This is a genomic window from Bacteroidia bacterium (assembly GCA_041391665.1).
In the GTDB taxonomy this organism is placed as follows: Bacteria; Bacteroidota; Bacteroidia; order J057; family J057; genus JAGQVA01.
Genome location: JAWKNO010000003.1, coordinates 2,060,741 through 2,086,173 on the forward strand (window position 1 = coordinate 2,060,741; position 25,433 = coordinate 2,086,173).

Annotated in this window: 16 protein-coding genes; 8 read left to right on the forward strand and 8 right to left on the reverse strand. The window is 46.8% G+C overall.

Annotation, left to right across the window (positions count from 1 at the left end):
• Positions 1–3: 3 nt before the first annotated feature.
• Together R3D00_31120 and R3D00_31125 are read right to left on the reverse strand one after the other, a co-directional pair.
• Positions 4–1,890 (reverse strand): S8 family peptidase, encoded by a 1,887-nt coding sequence (locus R3D00_31120; protein MEZ4777667.1) that lies wholly within the window; start codon positions 1,888–1,890, stop codon positions 4–6.
• 232 nt (positions 1,891–2,122) lie between these two features.
• Positions 2,123–3,679, reverse strand: coding sequence for a T9SS type A sorting domain-containing protein (locus R3D00_31125; protein ID MEZ4777668.1), 1,557 nt, complete (start codon positions 3,677–3,679; stop codon positions 2,123–2,125).
• 488 nt (positions 3,680–4,167) lie between these two features.
• Here R3D00_31125 and R3D00_31130 point away from each other — a divergent pair, with 488 nt between their 5' ends.
• Positions 4,168–5,325: a T9SS type A sorting domain-containing protein gene (locus R3D00_31130; protein MEZ4777669.1), complete on the forward strand. Its 1,158-nt coding sequence runs from the start codon at positions 4,168–4,170 to the stop codon at positions 5,323–5,325.
• 73 nt (positions 5,326–5,398) lie between these two features.
• Complete coding sequence (locus R3D00_31135) at positions 5,399–5,758, forward strand: hypothetical protein (protein ID MEZ4777670.1); 360 nt, start codon at positions 5,399–5,401, stop codon at positions 5,756–5,758.
• A 30-nt stretch (positions 5,759–5,788) separates the two neighbouring features.
• Here the strand turns inward: R3D00_31135 and R3D00_31140 are convergent, their stop codons facing one another.
• From R3D00_31140 to R3D00_31150, 3 genes are all read right to left on the reverse strand, one after another.
• Positions 5,789–7,096, reverse strand: a complete 1,308-nt coding sequence (locus R3D00_31140) for an Ig-like domain-containing protein (GenBank protein MEZ4777671.1) — start codon at positions 7,094–7,096, stop codon at positions 5,789–5,791.
• 132 nt (positions 7,097–7,228) lie between these two features.
• Positions 7,229–9,109, reverse strand: coding sequence for a serine hydrolase (locus R3D00_31145; protein ID MEZ4777672.1), 1,881 nt, complete (start codon positions 9,107–9,109; stop codon positions 7,229–7,231).
• A gap of 32 nt (positions 9,110–9,141) precedes the next feature.
• Positions 9,142–10,287, reverse strand: coding sequence for a hypothetical protein (locus R3D00_31150; protein ID MEZ4777673.1), 1,146 nt, complete (start codon positions 10,285–10,287; stop codon positions 9,142–9,144).
• Positions 10,288–10,369: 82 nt separating this feature from the next.
• On the opposite strand from R3D00_31150, the gene R3D00_31155 reads away from it, so the two are divergent.
• From R3D00_31155 to R3D00_31165, 3 genes are all read left to right on the forward strand, one after another.
• Positions 10,370–13,597 (forward strand): CHAT domain-containing tetratricopeptide repeat protein, encoded by a 3,228-nt coding sequence (locus tag R3D00_31155; GenBank protein ID MEZ4777674.1) that lies wholly within the window; start codon positions 10,370–10,372, stop codon positions 13,595–13,597.
• 21 nt (positions 13,598–13,618) lie between these two features.
• Positions 13,619–16,855: a CHAT domain-containing tetratricopeptide repeat protein gene (locus tag R3D00_31160; protein MEZ4777675.1), complete on the forward strand. Its 3,237-nt coding sequence runs from the start codon at positions 13,619–13,621 to the stop codon at positions 16,853–16,855.
• A gap of 148 nt (positions 16,856–17,003) precedes the next feature.
• Positions 17,004–17,666 carry an outer membrane beta-barrel protein gene (locus R3D00_31165; protein MEZ4777676.1) on the forward strand — a complete coding sequence of 221 codons (663 nt, stop codon included), beginning with the start codon at positions 17,004–17,006 and terminating at the stop codon, positions 17,664–17,666.
• A gap of 74 nt (positions 17,667–17,740) precedes the next feature.
• On the opposite strand, the gene R3D00_31170 is transcribed toward R3D00_31165, so the two are convergent.
• Positions 17,741–18,124 carry a DoxX family protein gene (locus R3D00_31170; protein MEZ4777677.1) on the reverse strand — a complete coding sequence of 128 codons (384 nt, stop codon included), beginning with the start codon at positions 18,122–18,124 and terminating at the stop codon, positions 17,741–17,743.
• A 320-nt stretch (positions 18,125–18,444) separates the two neighbouring features.
• Here R3D00_31170 and R3D00_31175 point away from each other — a divergent pair, with 320 nt between their 5' ends.
• Complete coding sequence (locus R3D00_31175) at positions 18,445–20,376, forward strand: hypothetical protein (GenBank protein MEZ4777678.1); 1,932 nt, start codon at positions 18,445–18,447, stop codon at positions 20,374–20,376.
• A gap of 19 nt (positions 20,377–20,395) precedes the next feature.
• Here R3D00_31175 and R3D00_31180 read toward each other — a convergent pair whose 3' ends face one another.
• Both R3D00_31180 and R3D00_31185 read right to left on the reverse strand, forming a co-directional pair.
• Positions 20,396–21,121, reverse strand: a complete 726-nt coding sequence (locus tag R3D00_31180) for a LytTR family DNA-binding domain-containing protein (GenBank protein ID MEZ4777679.1) — start codon at positions 21,119–21,121, stop codon at positions 20,396–20,398.
• Complete coding sequence (locus tag R3D00_31185) at positions 21,118–22,182, reverse strand: histidine kinase (protein MEZ4777680.1); 1,065 nt, start codon at positions 22,180–22,182, stop codon at positions 21,118–21,120. Before R3D00_31185 ends, R3D00_31180 begins: the two co-directional genes overlap by 4 nt.
• A 192-nt stretch (positions 22,183–22,374) precedes the next feature.
• Here R3D00_31185 and R3D00_31190 point away from each other — a divergent pair, with 192 nt between their 5' ends.
• Both R3D00_31190 and R3D00_31195 read left to right on the forward strand, forming a co-directional pair.
• Positions 22,375–24,807, forward strand: a complete 2,433-nt coding sequence (locus R3D00_31190) for an outer membrane beta-barrel protein (GenBank protein MEZ4777681.1) — start codon at positions 22,375–22,377, stop codon at positions 24,805–24,807.
• A gap of 107 nt (positions 24,808–24,914) precedes the next feature.
• Positions 24,915–25,424, forward strand: a complete 510-nt coding sequence (locus tag R3D00_31195; protein MEZ4777682.1) for a hypothetical protein — start codon at positions 24,915–24,917, stop codon at positions 25,422–25,424.
• Positions 25,425–25,433 lie beyond the last annotated feature (9 nt).

Genomic DNA, 25,433 nt, shown 5'->3' on the forward strand with positions numbered 1-25,433 from the left:
CCGTTAATTTTTAAGAATTTTGAAAAAACTCACCCGGCTGCCTGCCTTCACCGAAAGCATATACAGACCGGGTGCAACATTGGGGAAAATCATTTGTCCGGATGATTGATTTATATTAAATGAAGAAATCCGTCTTCCTTGCGTGTCGAGCAGGTCGATTTGGGCAGGTTCGCGGGAAGTAAATGTTTCCCATTCGTAGTTCACCTCTCCTGTTGTCGGATTGGGGAAAAACCGAATGCCCATTTCTGCCAGGCTTGTCTGCTCCAGACCGAGGGTATTGTAGGTCGCCTGTATTGCTGCGTAGGCGTCGAGTTTTCCATAACCCCATTCCGGGTTCGGAGTAGTGCCTGTAAAAGCGTCTGACCGGGCGCTCTGGTGCAGGATGTCGCGTACCTGATCCACAGTGAGATTGGGATTGACTTCGAGCATAAGGGCGATCACCCCTGTGAGTGTTGGCGCGGCTCCGCTGACGGCGTTCTGAAGGCCATACATTCCGCCACTTCCCTGTATCATATTAAACCGAAACTGTGAATAATAGGTATTGGGGCTGTAAGCGCCTATACTCAGTTCGCCGGGCACTGCGATATCCACACCGAGTCGCCCGTCAAGTGTCGGCCCGGCGCTGCTACCCAACCAGAGGTCGCCGACGGCGCCCTGCCCGCCGCGGTTTCGGGGTATGTTGTCGAGATCGACATAGGTAGAATCAAAGACATAGTCGGTCGGAACAATGATATTAAACGCTGCGGCAAAATCGTTGATACTTCCTCCGGGGAAAACATGGTTCTGAAAATAGTTATTACTGTGAAAGTTTGATGGATTCAGGCTGGCGAAGTATTTTCCGTTGACAATAGTATTGCCTTTCAGAAAAATACGGTAAACACCTGTATCTCCGGAGAAATCGATCATAATCTGCCGCTGCCCGTTATCGGATCCATAGAAATCCACATCTCCTCCCCTGTGATAGTAATTGATGCCTGCTCCGCTCCAGTTGGAAGCGTTTTGATTGGTAGTTGGGGTAGGCAGATTACCCGAACTGGGTCCGACCGGTGGGTCGATAAATACGCCGAGCCGGTCATCGCCACTGTACCAAATCTCCATCCGCAGGTTGCCGCCAACGCCCTTCCGGAATATCAGTTCGGAGGTGCTGTCCTGGGCTACTGTATCTGCTGCACGGTTGGCGCCGCCGCCATCATCGCCCACACCGCAAACGAAAATCCGGCCCGGGCCGCCAAAGTCTTCCATCGCGCGGCTGATTTCGCTGCTTCCGTCAGTAGGCCCGCCGATCGAACCCAGATTCATGAGCGCAACAACGGGTAGCCCCAGTTCAATGCTTTTATCTTTGACAAACTGTATCGCTACTGGCAAATACGCGGGGTTGTAAAACCCGGCTTGTCCGGCAATATTGCCGGTCGCAGGGAACGCATCATGGGTTACTTTGACTGCAATGATTGTCGCTCCGGGTGCTGCGCCCCGGTAAGGTGCACCCGGCATAGCACTGCCGTCTCCCGCGGCGATTCCTGTGCAGGCTGTTCCGTGGCCAAACCGGTCGGTCGAGCCCAGCGGTGTTCCGGCTGTAAGGGCTGCGTCAATCTGGGCACGGGTGAATATGGTTCCTATGCCATAGGGATTATTGGGTGCATTGGCGCCCGAGGTATTGATCATATCGTAGATATAGGCAATGCGTGTTTTGCCGTTTTCATCGATAAAATCTGGGTGGGTGTAGTCAATTCCCCTTTCGATCATCGCGACGATGGCACCGTCGCCGGTAAGATTGTACTGCTGATACACCTGGTCGAGGCGGGTTTCAGCGCGAAGGTTGTCACCCTGAGTTTGGGAAAAACCGACTATGCAGATTCCAAAGAAAAGAAGAGAGAGAGAAAACTTTTTCATAGATTCTGATTTTTATTTCATGGAAGATTTCCACTAAGATTAGGTGTTTTTACTCAGGAAAAAATCGCGAAAAATCGTAGCGGCTTTCTTTGGTTATATCCGGCAATGTATTAATGGGGTAAAAGGTTAACAGATTTGCGGGCTTATCTGCAATTTTTTTTAGATCAATGCTTCGACTGTGAATTTTCCGCACAAAATAATGCCCTCTCAGCACCTGTCCGGCTTTATGGCGTTATTTCCATACTTTCAAAAAGGTTTGTCCCGATCCCGTTATGATTTGTACGATATATAGCCCATCGGTCAATTCTGTCGGGAAATGAAGATTCATCTCGTGTTTTCCTGCCGGATATGATTGTTTCTCATAAATGGAAATCCGCCTTCCCTGACTATCAAACAAACTTACCTCCACCCTCTGTGGTTCACGCAACGAAAAAGTAAGCACAGCCTGCTCTTTCACAGGGTTGGGATATACTTTTACAGAGCCTACCTCAAATTGATTGCGATCAATGCCCACATTGCTGTCGGTGATATACCGCGCAAGTGCAAAGTTATTTCCTGCTCCGCCTGCCGCTACTACTTTCCCATCTGCCTGCACTGCCAGAGCATTGATCTGGGAAAAATCAGAACCAAAAGATGTGAGTACCATCCCTCCATTATTCGGTACGCCATCGGTAAATGTGCTGTCGAGTTGGCCATTCGTGTTAATCCTGACAAGAGAAAACTCACCTGCCGCACCAAAGCCACCCATGATGTATTTCCCATCGGGAAGCACGACAAGACCCGCGTTATGAGACCAGCTTCCCAGACTAAATATTGCCCTTCCATTAGTTCCAAATGTGGGATCCATACTGCCGTCGGGATTCATACGGGCGATGGCAAAACTTAGCAGCCCCAGATAATGAGCATGTCCAGCAACAACGATTTTCCCGCTGGGTAATACAGCTACTGCATTTGCCCATTCCACAAACCCTGTAAACCGGATGGTCTGTTTTCCGCCAGTGCCAAAACTTGCATCCAATGTACCGTCGGGCATATATCTTGCCACGGCAAAGGCTTCGTCATAAGGAGGGAGAAGATGATAGCCACGGCCAACCACAACGATTTTCCGGTCAGACTGAATTGCCATAGCATAAGCAGTTTCATACTTATCGTCAAAATCGGTGATCGCAATTCCATTTGTACCAAAAGTAGAATCCGGGAGGCCCGAAGAAGTGTAACGCACCAGAACAAAATTGGCATCATCTCCAGATCCTACTCCGCCCGCAGCTAAAATCTTTCCATCGGGTTGAAGCGCGATTGCCGCCAGTTTATCCTGATTGGTTCCCAGATTAGTGGTTGTTACCCCGAAGAACGTCCCAAATTCATTATCAAGTGAAGCATTGGGCATATATCGTGCAATAGCAAAATCTAAATTAGCGCCGGTTTTTCGCGTACCTGCAGCGAGGATTTTCCCATCAGGTTGTACGGCAAGTGCCTTGATTTCATCAAATCCTCCGATGCTGGTCTGGTTAAGTCCGCCCGTACCAAAACCAGGATCGAGACTTCCATCGGGGAGATACATGGCGAAAGCGAAATCAGTATCAGAGAAATTGGTAGTGCTCGTATAACCTGCAGCCAGTATGCGTCCATCAGGCAGGATCTTCAGAGCATTTGCCATGTCATTTCTGCCGTAAAAATCGGTTGTCAACCTACCGGCGTTTCCAAAAGTCTGATCAAGACTGCCGGGCTGGGCTACAATGAGTTTTACCAAACACAATGCAGCAAAAAGAAAAGAAGCTATATGGTTCATATACCTGTGGTAGTTGGTTTTATACAGGTATGTAACTCAGATGTGAAAGGTTAACAGAATGGGAAGGTTTTTAGCTGAATCATAGCAGAAGACAAAACAAAACACGATATCCTAATATGTTGGGATTTTAGCCCATTACAAATAAAACCAGCTATCAAATACAATAACCCGATCTTTACATCCCATTTATAACGGTTATCGGGAATATTGTTTGAAAAAAAATCCCTACATATGGAAATATATTCACCTTTAACCGATTTTTTTGTATAAAAGCCCCTGCCCCAAAACATCTGTAAGCAAATGTCTCCTTTACACAGGTTATTCTGTCGCGATATGCGTCAATTTGATATATGATTATCATTCATCCAATTTCTGATTTTGGGTTAATTCAGATGAAGTTCTTAAATGATATCATAATCTGGTATTCGTGTAATAAATTACCATTTATCGTAATAAAACAATTCCTTTAATTTCTATTATCATACACTATGCACTTCGTAAAACTGACTAAACAACGCACCTTCGCATCCCTGCTCTTTGTACTTTTTTCTTATTTTACCTCCTTCGGCCAGACTTCTACTGTTACGTTTACCTCTAACAACCCTGCACTCGGGCAGTCAGGCGGCTATACTTACTGTACTGCCGAAGGGTGGATTGTAAAATCCAATAACTACTGCGGGCAGGTCGTTTCGCCTGCGTTTACTTCTAACATGAATAGTTCCTACATTATGTTTCTGGGGGTTAGCCCAAGCTTTACCGGTCGTACAACGGTTTATCCCATGACTGCCGGAAATTATGTGTTATACACGGCCTCCGGCGGTGCTACCCCTGAGGCAATGCTTGAGTTTATTATAAGGTCGTTAAATAATACCACTTACCCTGTGGATATAACCAGCGTGGAGATTTACCATGAGCATGGTAGTGATATGGAGTTCACTTTTACTGGTGGTTCCACCTACCGGGGAACTGATTTGGGCAGTAAAGTCGTAACTGTGCCGAGTGGGGTTGCAACAAGTGTCAGCCTGAGTGGAAGTGGGTTTTATGGTTTTAATACTATCAGAATTATTCCTGCTTCAAACATAATTTTTGGTACCAATGCCTTTACATTTACCGATTTAGATACAGGACTTCCAGTTGAATGGGCGTATTTTGAGGCATCTCAGGATAATGCGTCCATCCATTTAGCCTGGGCTACGCAACAGGAAAGCAATACCGATTATTTCGATATTCAGAGGAAAGCTCCCGGCGATGATACGTTCCTTAGCATAGGTACACTGGATGCAGCGGGTAATAGCAATGAAATAAGATCATATCAATTTGTTGATCATTTAGTACCTTCCGGTTCTCTACACTATCGGATCAGACAGGTTGATATTGATGGTAAAGAATCATTTTCCAAGGTTGAAGAAATACTTGCCAATCCGGCTATCTCATTTACGCCTAATCCAACAAATGGCATGATTGATATTAACGCGTCTGGTCAGTCATGGTCTGGTCGCTTACTCAATCTTCATGGAAAGATCATAAGGGAAATCCCATACAATCAATCACAACTGAATATTTCGGATTTACCCGCCGGCATTTACCTCATTGATATGCGGAATAATGAGGGCCAAACATTCACAAAAAAGATTGTAAAGAATTAATGTCAATGTATCGGAGGTCAGGTACTATCTTTCCGCAAAAGATGACAACTACTCAACCATTAATTGCGGAAAGATGGCCTACCTCAAACTTATTCTCACGATTGTATTTGGCGGATTTATGATCTTTGCAGGGATCATGCACTTCGTCAATCCGGATATATACATGGCTTTTATCCCCGATTTTTTACCGGAGAAACTGATCAATATCCTGGCAGGAATTGCAGAAATAGCCGCAGGAGCTGCTGCATGTATCCCCCGGTTTCGGAAATGGGGAACACTCGCCATACTGGTGATGATGGTGGCTTTTTTACCCCTGCATATATGGGATGTATTTAAAGAGGTCCCGGCAGTAGGCACTCATGAAGCCGCCCTGATACGGCTGCCCATTCAGTTTGTATTGATTTTGTGGGCGTGGTATATCTATAAAAAATAGCGGGATCTGGCCCGGCGGTTTGGCCGGATGTTATTTTTTTGTCTGAATATCTATCAGATACGGCTCAAGCGGACTTCCATCTTCTGTCCGGAACCGGGGCGATAACTCCAGCTGGTAGTGTTGGCCCGGCTCCATTTTTACAGTAAATGTGGCGGTTTTACCGTCTTCCGAAAAACCGTTAAACGCCTGTACACCCAGCACATGGTCTTCGCCGAGTGGGCCGTATTCAAATCCACGGAAGCGTTTGCTCATAGGGACGGAAAATTCAACGGTGATCTCCGTGATGGTGGGGTCAACGTTTTGTGCACCGTTAGCAATTGGTCGGATACCTACGACTTCCGGGCGGTTGCTGGTGAAATCCTGCTTTAACTTACCCAGCGATTCGGAGAAATAACCGGTCTTCTGAACAAAATTTTCCACCGCTTCCTGATTCCCGAAGTCCAGCTCAATCATTTCCCGGATCGCCTGCTGTTTGTCTGCCGCGTCTTCATAGTACTTTTCGCAGATGGCGTATCCGGCAAAATACCCCAGATCTCTGACCTTAAATTCGTTTTCAAAATTGTTGTACAGCCAGTCATCCCAGTTGGGGCTAAACATCTCTTTTACAAACCGCTGTTTGACGCGTTCTTCATGGTTTTTGCCATAGTTGACAGCGGGGGCGGAAGAGGGTTTTTCTATGGCTTTTGTGGATACAAATTCTGCTACCCCTTCAAACAAACTCTGGGAAAGGAGGTCATATCCGTAGGTATTCTGCTGTGTGTGGACGTATTCATGGATATTGAGCAGCGCTACGTCATGGATGGGGTTAGTGTCAAAATACCGGCGGAGGTTTTGTCCCAGCCAGTCGGGGAATTCGTCGGTTACGACAGAACTATCGGCCATAGCGATTTCGCTGCCGATGAGAACGAGGCTGTCGAGGGTGGTTCCGCCCGTCATAAGTGCACCCATTGTAAAATAAACTTTGGCAGGTTTGAGTTGTGGGTAAATGGTTTTGAGTTGGGCGATTTGGGCTTCGATTTCATCCGCAAATTCTTTTGAGCGGAGCGTATTTTTCCTGACAGAAGCCCAGAAGGAAGGATAATTTCTGATAGCTTCCAGATAGTCCTGCGCGGTATAACCCCGGCGCTCCATAAGCGCTTTTAACCCGGGCGAACCAGGTTCGAGGTAGAGTTGGGAGAGGTATTCGAGTTGTTGGGTGGTATCCTGAGTGGAAATGATTTTGTCATAGGCCGTCCAGAATCGTTCGATATCATCGGAGACAACCGTCTGCGGCGCAGAAGGCTGGCTGGTACAGCCCAGGAGGACAAAAAGAGAGAGAAGAATTGAATAGTGGCGCATAGGGAATTGGGTGAAAGAGGCGGTAAAGATAAACAAATGGGGCCTAAGGACGCCAATAACAAACACTCATCCGAGTAAATTGCAATCTGGAATTACAATTTACTCGGATGAGATGTTACTATGAGACAAATATTACTGTTTTAGCAGCCGCTCGCTGCCGAGGTAGCCTTCTTCTCCGAAGAAGGAAATCATGTAAATCTGCGAAGGCAGATCGCCGGTGTAAATGTCCTGTTCTGTACCAGTTATTTTGACTCTCTTCACGAGTTGTCCCTGCATATTGTGGAGTTCGATATGGGTGCAAACCTGGGTTGATGGGAGGCTGATGTGCACGTTTTCGCTGAAAGGATTGGGGTAAAAGCGAATCCCCAGGTCGGCGAGGTCTTCGATGCTGGTATTGGTTGCTGTGGTAGCACTGTCCTGTGGTGAGTTTGCCAGTTGATAAAGGGCATGGTTGCCGGTGTTAGGGCTTTTGTTGTAGTCAAACAGGCGGAAGTGGTATTTTTTGCCTTCGGTCAGACCGGTAATGATTTCATCCGACCCGGGACCATTGTAGAGCACAAAACAGCCATTACCGAGGTCGGTTCCCTGCCCGAAAGTTGCATTTGCGGTATAGTCTTCGCCGTCAAGCGGGAAAGCATTTACCCTGCCTTCTTCTCTTGCGACCAGAATCCGTTTGCTGCCGTTTCCATTGGTCCAGCTGACTTTCAAGGATGTCGTACCCAGGCTGGTAAAAACGAAGTCTTTGCCGTTCTGTGAAGGGAAATCAAACAGGTCGTGGATAGGCCAGGTAGTGGTCTGTCCGATACAGCTCCAGGGCAGGTTGTCGAGTCCCGACCAGAATGCATTGGAAGTGCCATCGATGATGCGTTTGTTAAGAATCACCGCCCACGTATACCCCCCACTGCTCCGTACCCAGATACTGGCTGTTCCATCCAGCGCCCCTGTATGCCACCAGTTGTTGAACGTGTTGACCTGCCAGCCTTTGGCGTAGTTGGCGTTTACAGAGGATGGGGTAGTCATGGTGTTAATGGAGGCAGCATTCAGAATATCGGGTTTGGTAGTAAATCCGTCAATGGCAACCAGAAGGCGCACCAGGTCGCGGGCGGTTGCGATCCAGCCACCGTGGGCATCCATGGCTTCGAGATTCCAGCCTCCGTATTCCCATGGCACATTCTGCCCGGTATTATAAACACTGGGGGCGGTATAACCATTTCCAAAATATTCGGCTTCGCGCTCTCTTTTGTCTTTGAGCAGATTATGACCGATGTACATATCGTAAATGCCCAGTGGGGTGAGGATCTCATCTTTTAGATAGTCTTCATAGGACTTGCCGGTTACGGATTCGATAATTTCCCCGAGGACAAGATAGCCGATATTGGAATAGGCGTATTGGGTTCCGGGGGTAAAATCCAGCCCGTTTTCCATCAGAAAGCGTATAAGAACTTCTTCTCTTACTGGGTTGGTTTCGCCATACTTCTGGGTTACATATAGTGGAAAGCCAATCGGGTCGCAATTATTGATCGACCAGGAATAGGGCGGATTGGGAAACGGCACGCAGTCAACATCGCGGTTCCAGCCTCCGGTATGCTCCAGTAATTGTTTAATCGTAATATCATTGATCCGGGCATCGCTGTAGGTTACGGTGCTGAGGTAAGGATGGCTGGCGAGCCGCCCGCCTGTTCCAAACGCCTTATCACTTAGACCGAGTTTTCCTTCCTGTACCAGCTTCATCACTGCAATGGCAGTAATAGGCTTTGAGACGCTGGCGATGCGGAACATGTGGTACGGCTGGGTGTCTTCGGTTTTGGCCAGATTGGCATCACCGAATGCGCGCATATAAACGAGTTTGCCGTTTTTTGCCATGGCAAACGTAGCGCCGGGAATGTTGAACTGGTTGAGAAACGTAGTGACTAGATTGTCGCAGTTAGACATTTCGGGAACGTCAATCCCTGTCTGAGCAAAAATCCGGACACTCAGAAAAACGATCAGTAAAAGCGAAAGGCTGGACTTCATAGTAAGTGTTTTGGTTAGAAATGTATCGGTTATTAATTTTTCTTTTTCCACTCCTGATACACAGACGGGTTAGGATTTTCCTGAACGTTGGTTCCTATGTAATTGCCTGTATTGGGATCTACATAGTAATAATTATACCCCGTTTCGACCTTACCGGATTGTGTTCCATTGGTAACAGTATTTTCATCCCGAATGTAGTCAATAAATTGTTCATGATTGCGATCTTGTGAAGCCTGATTATTCATCCAGGCCTGATTTTGGCTATCAAACGTGCTCTGCATACCCTGCATGCGCTGCTGGTGAGCGTTGAAATTTTGCTGCATATTCTGCATGCGCTGGTTGTGGGCATTGGTCATCTGCTGCATGGTCTGCTGGCTGTTGATCGCCTGTTGTTGCATGATTTGCTGGTGACGTGCATCCTGCTGCTGACGCCACTGGGGATTTGTTTTATAGGAATTGACTACATATTCATGGATTTTTTCAACCTCTGCGAAGTCCCCGGTGGTAGTAAATCCGTTTACTTCTGCATTCCATACCGATTCCAGCCTGAAAGTCAGTGCTTTGATTTTCCCTTTGACGGGTTTTCCGTTGTCGTTGAATTCAAAAGTGACACCGGCGGCAGTGATGGCAGGCATTTGTGAGATTCCGAGTTTCCGTGCCTCTTCCGCTGCTTTTTGAGCGTAAGCCTGGTCGGGTGTTACACTGAGAATCCGGAAGCCGGGAGCTTTTCCAAAACATCTCTGTGCATAGTCAGAAGCAAACTGATCGGCTGGCATATAATTATAAACCACAATCATTGGCGAACCGGTATTACCACTGAGAAACTGGGCTGTCTGCGAATTGGGCATAATAAACTGAGGCAGGTTGGGGTCGCCAAAGAATATCCGGCTTTTTCCGTCGGGGCTGGTAGCTACGCCACAACTGCGGATTTGGCCCTGTGGCCTTTCCATGCTCACCTGAGAATTCCAGCCTTTGGGCATCAGGATTGTAAATGCATTTTCTTTGGGGTCGGTGAGGGCAACAAAATCCCCGTCTCCGCCATTATCGCTGGTAAATGTGTAATTTCCGTTCATATCTATTGAGTCGTTATAGGAGGTGGAAGAAGCCTGTTCCATGCCGCATGAAGATAAAATCATCAGAGCAGTCAGACTGGCGGAGAGGAATGAAGGAATTTTCATAGATTGGGGGATTAATGATTGAAACAGATAATATGGAGGCCTTTTAACAGTTATGTAAATGGTTTTCGAAAGGTTAACACCGATGCGAAATTTTTTTTCAGGGAAATGGCCACTGCTTTATCTTCCGGTTTTATTACTCCTTACCGGGCAGGTGTCGGATCAAAGTGCAAATACTGCCAGAGGCCTGCTCCACGCTTCGCAAAAAAGCTGGGCAGATGGCAATTTTGACCAGGCACTTTCTTTGAGTTTACAGGCACAAAAACAGGCAACTACAGAAGCTGACACCTTTTCGCTGATTGTGGCCATGCGGCAGATCGGGAAATATTATGCGAGAAATGGGTACACTACGCAGGCCATCGCCACGCTCGACAGTGTGATTGCTTTCGCAAATTGGATCGGGCCTCTGCATCACGAAATTTTCCTGGCGCGCGGCGAACGCGCCGATATAGCAGCCCGTCTCGGAGAATTTGACAGTTGTATAAGTCAATATCAGGTTATTCTCAATGACTGCAAGGCACTTCCTCCTGATGACACCCTGCGCCCCATACTATTTCAATGGGGAGGCCAGGCATATTCGTATGTTGAAGCGTATGATTCTGCGCTGCATTACTGCCACCTTTCGCTGGATTTGCTAAAAAAGCTCTACCCATCCGGCAACCGGCTTGATATTGCCTATGTGGAGAATGCATTGGGAATTATTTACTCCAATATTGACAGACAGGATGAATCCGCGCAGCATTATCAGCGTGCTGCGGAAATTCTTACCCGGATGTTGCGACCGGGACATCCACATGTGCTTCAGGTACGCAGCAATGCTGCCGTTCAGTACCAATCGATGGGGCAACCCTGGAAAGCGGTAGAGCAATTTCAGAAAAATCTCCCCTATATCGATAGCGTAAAACCCGCCATTAAATACGCCACCCTGTTTAACTATGCAGGAGCATTAAATTCGGTAGGCGACTGCTATGAGTCGCTGAAATATCTTGACCAGGCGGAATCAATTATCCGAGAATGGCCCGACCTTCAGCCCGACGGGCTCAACCGCATTTATTATGCACGTAGTGCCGCATTACAAGGGCTGAGCAGATATCAGGAAGCCCTGCGGTACATTCACCTGTCCATAGAAGCCGATGTCGCAGTATTTGGGCAGGACAATTCCCAGTTGGTACAGGATTACAGCCGGCTGGGTATGATCTATTTTCTGATGGGAAATTTCGCCGAAGCGATAACTGCGCAAAAAAAAGCCATTCGCATTGCAGACATTCACCTCGAACCCTTCTCCATGCGCAAAGCCTGGGCATGGGAGTCGATGGGAGAGGCGCAGTTGAATGCAAAAAAATATGAGGACGCACTACTGAGCCTGCATACTGCCGAAAAAATTTATATCTCCGGAGGAACGCAGTGGAATCTTGTCGACACCTATCGGCAGATGGCCGTAACCTGGCTTTGTAAAGGGAATGCAGATTCCAGTATTTCATACTTTGAAAGAGCCTGGAACATCGCCATGCCCGACCTGCCTTTTCAGTTGTCTCCCGATTCGCAGACATACAGTATGTGGAGGAATCCGCTTCTGCCAGCACTGTTTGAAGAAATGGCCGATTGGAATGATTCGCTTTACCGTCGATCTGGTGTGTTTGACTACCAACTCGCTCAACTGGCCTGTCTGGAAGCCCGGATTGCCGTGACCGACAGCCAGCGTTATTATTATGAATCGTCTGAATCACGGCTGACCCAGGCCGCCGACCAGCGCAGGATTTTGGAAAAGGCCCTTTCGGTCTGTAATGATCTGTACATGGAAACGGGAGCGGAAGTCTATATAAAGAAGGCTTTCCAACTGGCAGAACAGGGGAAATCGGATCAGCTACGCGCGCATATCCAAACCAGACAGGCCCTGCGTTTTTCGGGAGTACCAGACTCCCTTTTGAAACAGGAACAGGAATACCGGCAGCAGCTTGCTTCAATGAATATTTCTCAGGAGGAAGAGGAGACCGCCAGCCTTCAGGTTGTCCAAAACCGTGAAGCCTATTACCGCGTCAGCCGTGAGTATCGCAATTTTCTCCGAAAATTGGAAAAACAACACCCCGGTTACTACCGCCTCAAATATCCATCGCCGCTTTCCCCTGACGAATTCGCTGCAAATATCCCAGATACTCAGGCCACTTACAGTTATTTTCAGGAGGGTAAAAAGCTGTTTGTCTTCCGGTTTTTTGGAGGTAAATGGTATATGACGCTTTATACTGACCCCAATATAGACGAAACGCTCCGGGAATGGCTCACTTTTATCCGGTCGCTTCCGTCCGACCATGCCGGGACCATCGCTGAAAAAGGACAATCTCTCACCCAAATCCTTCTGCCCGGGCTCTCTTCAGAAATAAAAGACCTCCTGATCATTCCCGACGGGAAGTTGGGTTATCTTCCGTTTGAAACACTCTTGCAGAAAAACATCGGGAGTAAACATGATGACGAATACAGGGAATGGGCTTTTCTCGCCCGCACTTTTACTTTCCGGTATATCAACAATGCGGGAATCTGGCTTCAATATGCCGAAGCCTCCGAATATCCGGCTCCATATCTGGGGTTTGCGCCTGCTTTTGGTGAAGACCTTTATGCCGGTACAAGGAGTATGCCCGGTGCACTGCGATATAATCAGACCGAAGTAACACAGGTAGCCAGCCTGCTAAATGGCCAGGCACTGACAGATACCTACGCAAACGAATCAACCGTAAAAAATCTGGGCACGGATCCGCATATTCTACACTTTGCCACACATGCCATGGCCGATGACAACAACCCTATGTCCTCAAAACTCTTCTTCGGGCAGCCGGTTGACAGCGCAGAAGACAATATCCTCTATGTTTGGGAAATATTTGGATTAGACCTCAACAGCCCGCTTACCGTGCTCAGTGCCTGCCAGACAGGCGACGGCCCTTTGCAAAGAGGAGAAGGAATCATGAGCCTGGCACGGGCATTTCAATATAGCGGCAGCAGAAATGTACTCACCACCCTTTGGCAAACCGACGATCAGGCTGGTGCAGAAATTACCACCTCCTTTTTTCAGGGGATCGCTAAAGGTATATTTTTGGAATATGCACTAAAGCAGGCAAAAACGAATTGGCTGGACAAATCAGACAACTACCACTGCCACCCCTATTTCTGGGCGGGATATGTGCTCATCGGAAATGGCGGAAACGTAAACATAAAGAGCAGCGGGTTTGGGGCGAATTGGTTGGTTTATGCGGGCATACTGTTGTCTGCCACATTTATAATCCTGATATTCAGGAAAAAGATGCTTCCCCCAACCAGTCGTTAGAACAAAGTCTTCATATTTTTTATGGAAGTCCGAAAAATCAGTGCTGCTCATTTGATCCTTCTTTCCGTGGGAATGGTTGTATTTCTTCTGCTTTCCGGGCAAAAACCTTCGGGCGGAGAAGCTGAAATCTTTTATAAGCAAGGCCAAAAACGCTGGATTGCAGGGCAGTATGATAGTGCCTATACATTTTTTCGCAAAGCCCAGTCCCAGGCAAAAATCGAAAACAACCAGCGGCTATGGGCACAGTCCATGCAGTTTGCAGGCGTGTATCTCACCCGTCAAATGCAGGTTGAGGCAGCAACAGCCACCCTTGACAGTGTGATTGCCCTTTCAGGTGTTTTCGACCCGCTTACTCCCTTCATCCTTTTTGCCCGAAAAGAACGCGCCTACCTAGACATGGCGACAGGCGATATCTCCGGAGCCGCAACCCGATACCAGCAACTCGCAGCAGATTGTGAAAAGCTGCCCCCGAAAGGCGACTCCATCCGCGCTACAGTATATGAGGGGCTTGGTCAGGCCAATTTTTACCTGGGCGAGTACAGGAACGCACTGGGTTTTGTTGAAAAAGCGCTGGGATTGTATAATCAGTCTTCAAAAAAGGACCAGATGCCTGTCGCAGTTTGCCACAATACCCTGGCAATCATGCAGATGTACCTCAGTGAATACGAACCCGCTCTGGAAAACTTTCTGACCGCTGTCAACCTCCTGAGCAAAAAACTTGGCCCCGATCACCCCGATGTCCTTCAGGTAAAAACCAATATCGGTGTGCTTTACAGCGAACTGGGCCTTTTCTGGAAATCGCTGGAATACCACAGAGAGGTTTTAGAGGGAATCGACCGGCTCCAACCTTCTCCCCACCTCAATGCTCTCCTCAACATGGGTTCTACACTTATCGCAGTAGGTGATTATGAAGCCGCGCTGAGTTATTTCGAACAAGCCGAAATTTGGCTCAACCGGTTTCCCGGCATGGCTCCGGAAAGCCGCGCTTATATTGCGCTTAACCGAAGCCTTATTTTCCGGGAAATCAACCAGAGTGAAAATGCGATCAGGTCAATCAGACAATCCATACAGATCAATCAATCGATTTTTGGCAAAGATCACCCCGAACTGATTACCGATTATATGCAGGAGGGAAATCTGTATTCACAGGCTGAAAAATACGATTCGGCCCTTTATGCCTATGAAAAAGTGTATAATCTCGCCCGGAAACACGAAGGAGAAAAAGCCCTGAGAAAAGGCCACGGACTCTTCCTCATGGGAGAAACCAGGGAAAAAATGGGGGAAAAATCCCGCGCATTACAACTATATCATCAGGCTGTAGCGGTTTACAGAGCCAATGGGAATGCCTTTGATGAAGCCAAAACACTGGTCTGTATCGCGAATCTGTGGCGAAAAGAAAATCAGCCAGATTCTGCCCTGAAATATCATCAGATTGCCTGGACTGTACTTGTTCCCGAACTTCCCTTCCAATCATCTACTGACATAGGGGCGCGCAATCACTGGCAAAATCAGTCCCTCCGCGAATGGTTGGTCTCCCGGTCGGAAACGCAGGTCTTTTTTGCCGAAAAAACAGGGGATATAAATGGCCTTAAAGCCGCACTTGCGAGTGCCGAGGTGTTGTTTAGTATAGGCGACAGCCTTCGGCATTACTACGAATCACCCGGCTCGGGCAGATATGCGGTGAGAGACGAATTGCCGGTATATGAAATGGCGCTCAATGCTGCATGGCAACTTAGTAAGCTTACCGATGACCAGACATATGCTGATTGGGCCTTCCAGATCGCTGAAAAAAGCAAATCAGGCATTCTTCGCGACCATCTCCGCGGAATCCGTGCACTTCACTTTGCCGGAGTACCCGATTCGCTGATTGAAAAAGAACAATATTTCAGGCAACGCCTGGCTGCACTCGATGGAGCGATCCACACCGCCGGAGACGACCCCGATTATGCAGAAGGCCTGAAAAACCGGAGATTTGAGATCAATCAATCTTACCGGAACTTTCTTCTGGATATGGAACAACAGTACCCCGAATATTATAAACTGAAATTTTCCGAAAATGTACCGGGAGCCAAAGAAGTTATGGCACAATTGCTCCCCGGGCAGGCGGTATACAGCTATTTCAGTGGCGGGCATTATATATTTATTTTCCGCATCCAAGGAAATGATATGAAGTTTTTTCGGGTGGATAATACGATACAATTACGGCAGGAACTTAAAAACTGGCTGGATTTTATCGGCCATCCGCCATCCGAAAAAGAGCCGGTTGCCCCCATGGCAGCAGTCTCTCTTCACCTTGCACAGACTCTTCTGCCAGGTCTGTCAGATGATTTTTCGCGGCTGCTGATTATTCCTGACGGCGAACTGGGGTATCTGCCTTTTGAGAGTCTTCCGCTTACAAATCCGGCAGATACGACCTTTCGCAACTGGGATTTCCTCACAAAACAATACACGGTATCGTATGCTTATGCTGCATCCATCTGGCTTGAACAAAATCGCGAGAAAGATCATCATTCGGCTACCTACTATGGTTTTGCTCCTGCTTTTTCACAGAGTTTGCCCTCAGAAACCCGGGGAAATTTCAGCCCACTGACACACAATCAGGAGGAGGTAAAACAAGTTGCCCGGCTTTTGAAAGGAAAAGCACTTACCGGTGCCGAAGCAAAGGAAGCCACCCTGAAAGCGTTGGATACGCGGCCTGCTATTCTCCATTTTGCGACACATGCCATTGCCGACGAGACTGATCTGATGGATTCCGGGATATTTTTTGAAAATGACAGCCTTTCAGGAGAAGACGGAATTCTGCATATATGGGAAATATACGGCCTGATGATCAATAGTCCGCTGACGGTATTGAGCGCCTGCCAGACCGGTCGGGGACCGTTGCATAAGGGAGAGGGAATCATGAGCCTTGCCCGCGCATTTCAGTACAGCGGGAGTAGCAATATTCTTTCCACCCTCTGGCCTGCCGATGACCAGGCAGGAGCGACGCTGACCACCGATTTTTTCCGGTTTCTTGCCCAAAAAGATGCGTCAGCCACAGCCCTCCGGAAAGCCCGCCAGGAATGGCTCCAGAGGTCAGACGATTATCATTGCCACCCCTATTTCTGGGCGGGATATGTGTTGATTGGCGAGGGTGGGGAGGTGGCTATCGAAAAATCTGGTATGCCTGGGAACATTGGACTCAGCATTTTGAGTGTCATTATTTTGGGACTTATAGGGATTGGGGTACGAAAAATGTGGCGTAGACGCAAAATATAGCGGGTCTGATAAAATTTTTTTGCCAGGGTAATTTTTTTAGTATCGTATTATTAGGGAGTATCCCCCTAATTGCCGCTTCACTACTCCAATTACTAATATTTTTATTATGATTTCACTCAAGGCAACGATCACTATTATGTTAGTTATTATGACTACATATCTATTTGGTCAGGAGTCGCGCCCAGTCGGTTTTGGACTGGAAATACAGCCCAGAGTTGTATCAGAAATTTTTACAAATAGCAATCTGGGGAAATCTTCTTCATTGTTGGGAGGCGCTGTCTCGGGAAATATTTTTTTCGACATCACGCCCAATTACACGCTAAAAACAGGATTGGGACTCAACATTCAGCGAATTGATCACAAGGACTACACCTTTATTCTGCCTTGTGATATTGGCACACAGGGAGTTGATTCTACAAACTCCTGGGGCCAGATTCAAGAAACGATTACCTATATGAGTATTCCGATCTCCAACCGCATTGCTTTTTCCCAAAATGACAACCGGTTTTATCTTCAGATAGGTGCAGAGGCATTGATCAGAATAAATAATTCGGGCACATTCAGCCTTTATGAGTGTGGCACGAAAACAGATGTTGATATCAGTTCATCCTACAGCCTTTCCCCGGCACTTGTAACCGGAAACCTTGGCATTGGCTATGAGGCTACACTTGCGGGCTCAGGGAAAATTTATGTCGAACCCAATGTGGCCTATTCATTTAATACGATTTTTCAGAAAATGTCTACAGATGAGCTTATCAACCATAGCAGATTAATAAATATCGGTATAGCCGCAGGTATTCGTTTTCGGTAGAAAATAATTATTTACCCAAATAAAAAACGCGCCAGGTGATAATACCCGACGCGTTTTTTTTATTTTCCTGTAAATCAACTCTTCGCAGCAATCGGCGCTTTGGAAGTGCGCACCCATGCAACAAATCCGGTCAGCGCACCGAGAACAATATTGGCCGGGACGGTTTCATATTCTCCTCTGGAAATATGTAGTCCAGCAGCCAATACCATGACAGCGATCAGTCCGTATGCGGCATACACCGTCATTTTGGGCTGGATGCGTGTAAGCGAAGGCACAATCAGACCTATGGCGCCAAGCAGTTCGGCAATGCCCGCAAGGCGGGGTACCCACGACCCGACATCTGACACCCAGGGCATCTGGGTCGCCAACTGGTCAAGCGGAGTGAAAGTTTTGGTAAACCCTGCGGCGGCAAAAGCCAATGCCAAAAGGCCTTGTACAATCCATGATGCAATGTTCATAAGGGCTAGTTGTTAATGGTTATTGGTTATTGGTTATTGGTTATTGGCTATTGGCTATTGGCTAATGGCTATTGGCTAAAAGCTAATGGCTAATGGCTAATGGCTAATGGCTAATGGCTAAAAGCTAATGGCTAAAAGCTAATGGCTAAAAGCTAATGGCTAATGGCTAATGGCTAATGGCTAATGGCTAAAAGCTAATAGCCAATGAGCAGATACAATATAGTAATTTCTATGTTTAAACATCAATTTTTATTTATGAAATTTTCCGGAATTCGTGCTGATCTGTTTATATTGATTACTCTCTCAAAAATTGCCGGAATATGAATTTCATCACCTACCTCTTCCGAATGATTTTGCCGGGAATCATTTTCCCCGCAACCCTATGGGCACAAACGCCCCTGCTGAAAAACCAGTCCCGACCGGGCGATTTTGTCGTGGAACCGCCTACATTGATCTGTGCCGGCTTTGAGTGGCCGGTCTATGGCGACGAAAACCGAAACGCCACAGTCGCTGTTTCCTATCGCCTCAAGGGCGAAACCGTCTGGAAAGAGGCACTTCCCTTGCTCCGCATTGGGGGTGAAAAAATATTTGGCCACGACCAACGCTGGGTTTATACCACACCCCACATGTTTGCCGGAAGTATCTTTAATCTTGAACCTGGCAGCTACTACGAATGTAGATTTACCCTAACCGATCCCGATGGTACGGAAGGGAAAACAGAAGAAATGGTAACCATTCGCACCAAAACAGAACCGCAGCCCTATCCACATGGAAATATCTACCACGTCTATCCGGTCGGTTATGATGGCCCAAAGGAAAGTCCGGCATTTACTGGTCTCAATGAAGCCTACTATGACGGAGGCAATCTCGGCGACTGGTGGCTGGTGCCCGATCCCCGCGTAAAACCCGGCGATGTGATTCTCGTTCACGCTGGCCTTTACAAAGGCGACCGGATGAATTATGTAGATCCGCTCGCACTCAATTTTCACGGGACATATGTCCTGACTCAGAAAGGAACAGCAGAGAAGCCGATTACTATCAAAGCCGCAGGTGATGGGGAAGTGATTTTTGACGGAGATGGCGCTTATCGCCTCTTTGATGTGATGGCTGCGGATTATCATTTATTCGAAGGAATTACCATCCGCAATACTGATATCGCCTTTTACGCCGGACTCAAACACGTCATGGGTTGCAGTGGTCTTACGGTCAAAAGCTGCAAAATCGAAGACGTGGGCATTGCAGTAATGACGCATAGCGAAAATTCGAAGGACTTCTACATCGCCGACAACTATATGACCGGGCGCCACGACCCCGATACGCTGATGGGCTGGTACGGATTTGAAAATCCCTCACCAATGACTTCCTACTATGCAGTAAAAGTCTATGGCCAAAGCCATGTGATCTGCCACAATAGCATCAAGTACTTCCACGATGGAATCTGCGTCGATACCCACGGACTACCTGAAGAAGGACAGGACAAAAAATGTGTATCTATCGACATTTACCGGAATGATATTTTCAACACCTCCGATGACTTTATCGAGTCTGACGGCGGGGTACACAATATCCGCATATTTGAGAACCGGGGATTTAATGCCTATCACGCAGCGCTGAGTGCACAGCCGATTTTTGGCGGGCCGGTGTATTTTGTCCGGAATATCTGCTACCATGTGCCCGGTACAGCTTTGAAATATACCATTCGCCCGGCGGGAATTTTCACTTACAACAATACCTTTTGTATGGAAACCAGTATCAGCGGATTTTCCAACGGACATTTTCGAAACAACCTCTTTATGGGCCCTGAAGACAGCCGTGCGGCGATGAGTGCTACTACATACACAAATTATTCTTCTTCTGATTACAACGGATACAGATATAAAAAGGACGCTAAAATTTCTTACCGGTGGCGGTATCCCATTGACCCTGCACACAATCACGCTGCAGACAAAGAACTCACCTGGACAGAGATGTACGGACTGACCGGTGTGGAGGATATTATGGGCTGGGAGACACATTCGGTCGAACTCGACTACGATATTTTCGAAAATGTCCAAAAACCCGACCCTGCCCGGAAGGGATTTGTTTATCCGGTGGGGAACAGCGATTTCCGCCTGAAAAAAGGTGCCGATGCCATTGATACGGGGTGTGTTTTACCCAATATCACCGACGGTTTTACCGGAAAATCGCCTGATCTTGGGGCATTGGAATATGGCACACCACCGCCAGTGTATGGGGTGAGGCTGAAGAAGTAGCCCCTGGCCCTGATTGCAGTTATTTGGAGAATCGCTTGTTTGACAACAGCTTTTCATGAACCCAGTCTTTGTTTGACCGGCTTATGGGAATATGTTCCTCCCCGATTGTTATTTCAGAATTATCAAAACTATTAATCCTCGATACGGAAACAATGAAGGACTTATGCACGCGAATAAACTGATCGTGATCCAGGTTTTCTTCTAAAGCCTTGAGTGGCATCAGCGTCATATATTTTCCATTTTCCGTGTGGATCATCACATAGTTTTGCAGCGACTGGATAAACAGGATTTCTGCGGTGTTTATCTTCTCATATTTGCCGTCACATTTGATAAAAAAGTAATCTGGCTCAGACTGAACCGACTCAGCAATATTTTTCTGCTTTTTAAGCAGGTACAATTCCCTCGCTTTTTTTACCGCCTTGAAAAACCGGTTGAAAGTAATGGGTTTCAGCAGGTAATCTACCACATCAAACTGAAAGGCTTCCAGGGCGTAATGAGGATAAGCTGTGGTAAGAATAACCGGGGGGAGAGACGACCTGAGATTAAGAAAATCAATACCGGTCATAAAGGGCATTTCAATATCCAGAAAAATAAGATCAGGCTTTTCCGTCTCCATGAGTTGATCAAGTTCTACCGGGTTCTGAACAATTCCTATCAGTTCGAGGTAATCGACTACCGCCACATGACGGGCCAGTCCCTCACATGCCAGCGGCTCGTCATCTACGATTATGCACCTTATTTTCACGCCAGCTCCAGTTTCAGTTTAACAGTAAATACTTCAGGATTTTCAGCAATAATCAGTTCATGTTTATTGGCATATAGCAGTTCCAGCCTTCGTTTTACATTGGACAGTCCGATGCCCGGAGATATTTCAGATCTGCCTGATCCTCTGCTGTTTTCAATTTCCAGATAAATAGTCTCTGCTTCACATAAGGCAAGCTGCATCCGTATGAAGTTAGCTTTACCTTTTGCTTTAGAGACATGTTTGAATGCATTTTCTACAAAAGGAAGGATTATAAAAGGGGCAATCATTACCGCCTGATCCACCTGTTGATTGATATCAAAGGTCAGTTCGGTCTGATCTTCACGCAGCCTGAGACTTTCCAGTTCGATAAAACCCTCAATAAAATCAAGCTCCTTTCTAAGGGGAATAAACGGGTCATTGCACTCATACAGCTGGTATCGCAACATATCAGAAAATGAAGCCAGTGCCTCAGCGGCAAGATCAGGATTTTTGTGGATCAGTACATAAATAGAATTGATGGTATTAAACAAAAAATGCGGGTTGATCTGTGATTTCAGGTATTTCAGTTCTGATTCAAGATTTTCCTTTTGAAGGGTGATTTTTTCCCGCTCGGTATGAATCCAGTTTTTGGCCAGTTTTACGCTCATGGCCAGCGTCATGCTTGCCGAAGTCGAAGGCAGGGCTGCCCTTGAGAAGAAAAACATAAAGTCTGAAGGCTCTCTTCCGAAAAGCTGGGCAAATGTCTTATCCGAAAGGTATGCGTTTAAATAATAACCTGAGGCTATGAGGGCTGAGCAGGCGAAAATGGTCAGTAAAAGCAGCAGGATATAAACGCCAAACTTTCCCCTGGAAAGAAACTTCGGGATAAGATAATACAGATTAAAATAGGCGCCCATAGCCTGAAAAATAATATACCCGATAAATTTTACAGGCAGTTCTCCGCCAAAAAGATAGGCCCATGAATTTTCCAGACTATCCGTATTGATTACCAGCCAGGTGAGGTGGTAACAGATCCAGAACGGGATATGGTAAATCTTGTATTTGTATAACCAGGCGATCATTGAGTGAAATCATGAGATTCCGGCCAAAGTAAGGTTTACTTTCAGATAACCCGCACAACATTGACGAATGGCCTGAAATAATTGATAAACGGAAAAATACCAATTAAGTGCTGCATGTCAAGTTTTTCAGGCGGATAGTCAATGCTTTCTGCACAGAGGAAATAAGCGCTTTTATTTTGTTCAAAAAGCAAAATGAACAAGTCTCTGTTATCAGCCTTTATCACTTTGATAAGTCTTCCCGGTTTTGCCCAGATAAGCGGCGTCGTTGCCGATGATCTGCAACAGGGTATCCCGTTTGCCAATGTGCTATTGTATCAATCTGCAGACAGCAGTTTCCTCACCGGTGTGAATACCAATGAAACCGGACATTTCACGATCCATCACAGGTCTCCTGGAAATTATTACATCCAGATCAGCAGGATTGGATACAAAACCAGTAATTGTTTACCTGTAAATCTTAGTGAAAATGGTCAGGCAGATCTGGAAACGATTACCCTGGAAAGTGAGGCCGCCACATTGGATGAAGTCGTAATTTCTGCCAGAAAAGACATTATCCAGCAGACGCCTCTGGGAAAAGTAGTCAATGTACAAAGCAGCCTTCTCACCAAAGGAAGCAATGCCTTACAGTTACTGGAGCGGCTACCCGGCGTTATTACAGATAAAAGTAATAATGAATTCAGCCTTAACGGGCAGAAGGGAGTTACGGTACTGATAAATGGCCGAAGGGTAATGATGAGCCAGTCCGAAATCATGGCGCTGCTGGAAAACACGCTGGCAGATAATATCGAAAAAGTGGAGTTGATCACCTCTCCCTCTTCCCGCTATGATGCGGATGGCGGTGCCGGTATCATCAATATCATCATGTTGCAAAACACCGCTCAGAAAAGTCGGTTTGGCTTTACCACTATGGCCGGATACGGCTTCAGGGAGAAGGCTTCTGTTTCAATAAATTACCAGAGAAACTGGAACAAATTCAGCTTAACCGGCACCTACGGGTATCTGAGAGACGTGCGGCGATCCGGTTTTGCTGGTTTTGGCACCTCCTCCAAACCGGCAATTCTCGGTGGCAACAGTACGGCTGATTTTTCCACTTTCAGTCGTGCATTTCAAAACGGGCATAATCTGAATCTGGCTGCAGAATACAGGCCGGCAGCCGGTGTTACTTTAGGTACAGACTGGATTTTGTCCTTCGCCCAAAACCACAATTTATCCAACAATAACGTAGCCTGGGATACCGAAGAATTTGGTTATCTGGCCATGAAAGGTCTCTCTGATGGGGAAAGCCGCAGGGCGAATCTGATAGGTTCAATTTTTCTCGACAAAAACTGGAAGGGAAATCGAATCAGCCTTGACCTGAGTACCCTGGGCTATTTCAATGATAATCCGGCCAATATAGATTCCGATTACTTTGATGAAAACGGAGAACCCTTACTCCCGCCTTCTGAAATATTTACCACCGGGAACCGTGGGAAGAGCCTTTCAGATATACACGTGGGGGTAGCCAAAATTGATTATGAGCGGTCTTTTGGCTCATCAGTAAAAGGAGAGTTTGGCGGAAAAATCAGTTTCTCTGACAATAAAAACGACAGCAATATTGAAAGCCTGATAAACGGAAAATGGCAAACAGACACCCGATCCCAAAGTCTTATCCTGAGTAAAGAAAAGATCATGGCTGCTTACAGCCAGTTCAGGTTTAATCTGGGCCAGAAAAACAGTTTGCATGCCGGTCTGAGATATGAGTTTTGGCGAAGGGACATCAATACCGAAAAAGAGCCATTTCGCATCTCTGGCCTCTTTCCCACAGTGCTTTTCACCAGAGGTCTAAAAGAAGGGCAATCCTTTAACATGGGTTACAGCAGGCGAATTACCCGTCCGCTTTACACCGATCTGATTTCCAATCTGTTTTACAACGATCCAACCTTTGTTTTCTCTGGCAACCCCTCTTTGAAGCCAACGCTGACAGACCAGATCAAACTGGACTATAATATCCCCGGGCTGAGTAGCAGTCTGATTTTTCAATACGATAAAAACCCCATTCTCAGGTACCAGATTACTACCAATAAGGAGCAGAACATCGGCATTTCTTCCCCACAAAACCTTGATTACAGTAAAAGTATAACCCTCTTTCTAAATGCCCCTCTCCAGATCACCCACTGGTGGAAAATGTCTGTAAGCAGCACCAGCTCTCTCCGGAATTATCAGATTTCTTATACACCAGTGGTGGCGGCAAAAACCTATTTGTTTCAGTCCTTTAATGTTAGTCAGAATTTTACAGTGCCGGGCGATATAGAACTGGAATTGTCCGGTTGGAGAAACCTGCGTTCCTATGATGGAAGTAACCGCATCGCGGGTTTTGGGGTGGTAAATCTTGGCCTGGCCAAGAAACTCAAAAATGACAAAGGAACCATTGCTTTGAACCTGCCCGATCTGTTCAGAACATTCAAAGTGCATACTTATATTGGAGGAATGACAAATCTTATTTTCGATATTAAAAGTGAATCTGACTGGCGCGACGAAACCGCCTTGTATCAGGTTTTCAGGTTGAGCTATTCGAGAAGTTTTGGCGGCAAAGTGACGCAGCAAAAACGAACCCGGGAAGAGGAGTTAAGGCGGGTGAATAATTGAGTTTTGCAGGGCAATTCTCCCCTGAAACTATATTTTCATAACAGGCTTACTTTTTATTTCATGTATCGTATTGTAGCAAGCCACTAAGGCTACTAACAACAATACCTATGAAAAAGATCTGGGCATGGGCTGCCCAAAACACTGCACTGGCTTACCTGTTTTTTACACAAGCCGCTTGTATTATCTTTGGTATTTACTGGGGTATTTCTTCGTTTTTCCCAAAAGACGAACCGAATACGCCCAAAAATCTCCTGGTCACGGTTTCTGCTTATGAAGATGCTGCCCGTACAGTTGTTGATGCTTACAATGCAGGAGTAAGCAACGACTATGACATGCAACTGCGTGTCGTATCTGAATCTGAAGCGGTAAAAACTTTCGCAGAATCGAAAAACGCTATGCTGATTTTATCCAGAAAACTGACAGATGCGGAAATCTCAAATGTTAAGTCCGACAGACTGCCCTTGTCGCAGGACACGCTGCTTCCTGATTCCCCTCCGGGGACTGACTATGCCTTTCTGATCAGCGATCATCAGAACTCTCCTGCCGAAGGAAAATTTTTATCCTTCATCACCAATCCCGCCCAACCCAGGCGATTTGCTCCCAAAAGAAGAAGTTAGCCACTAAAA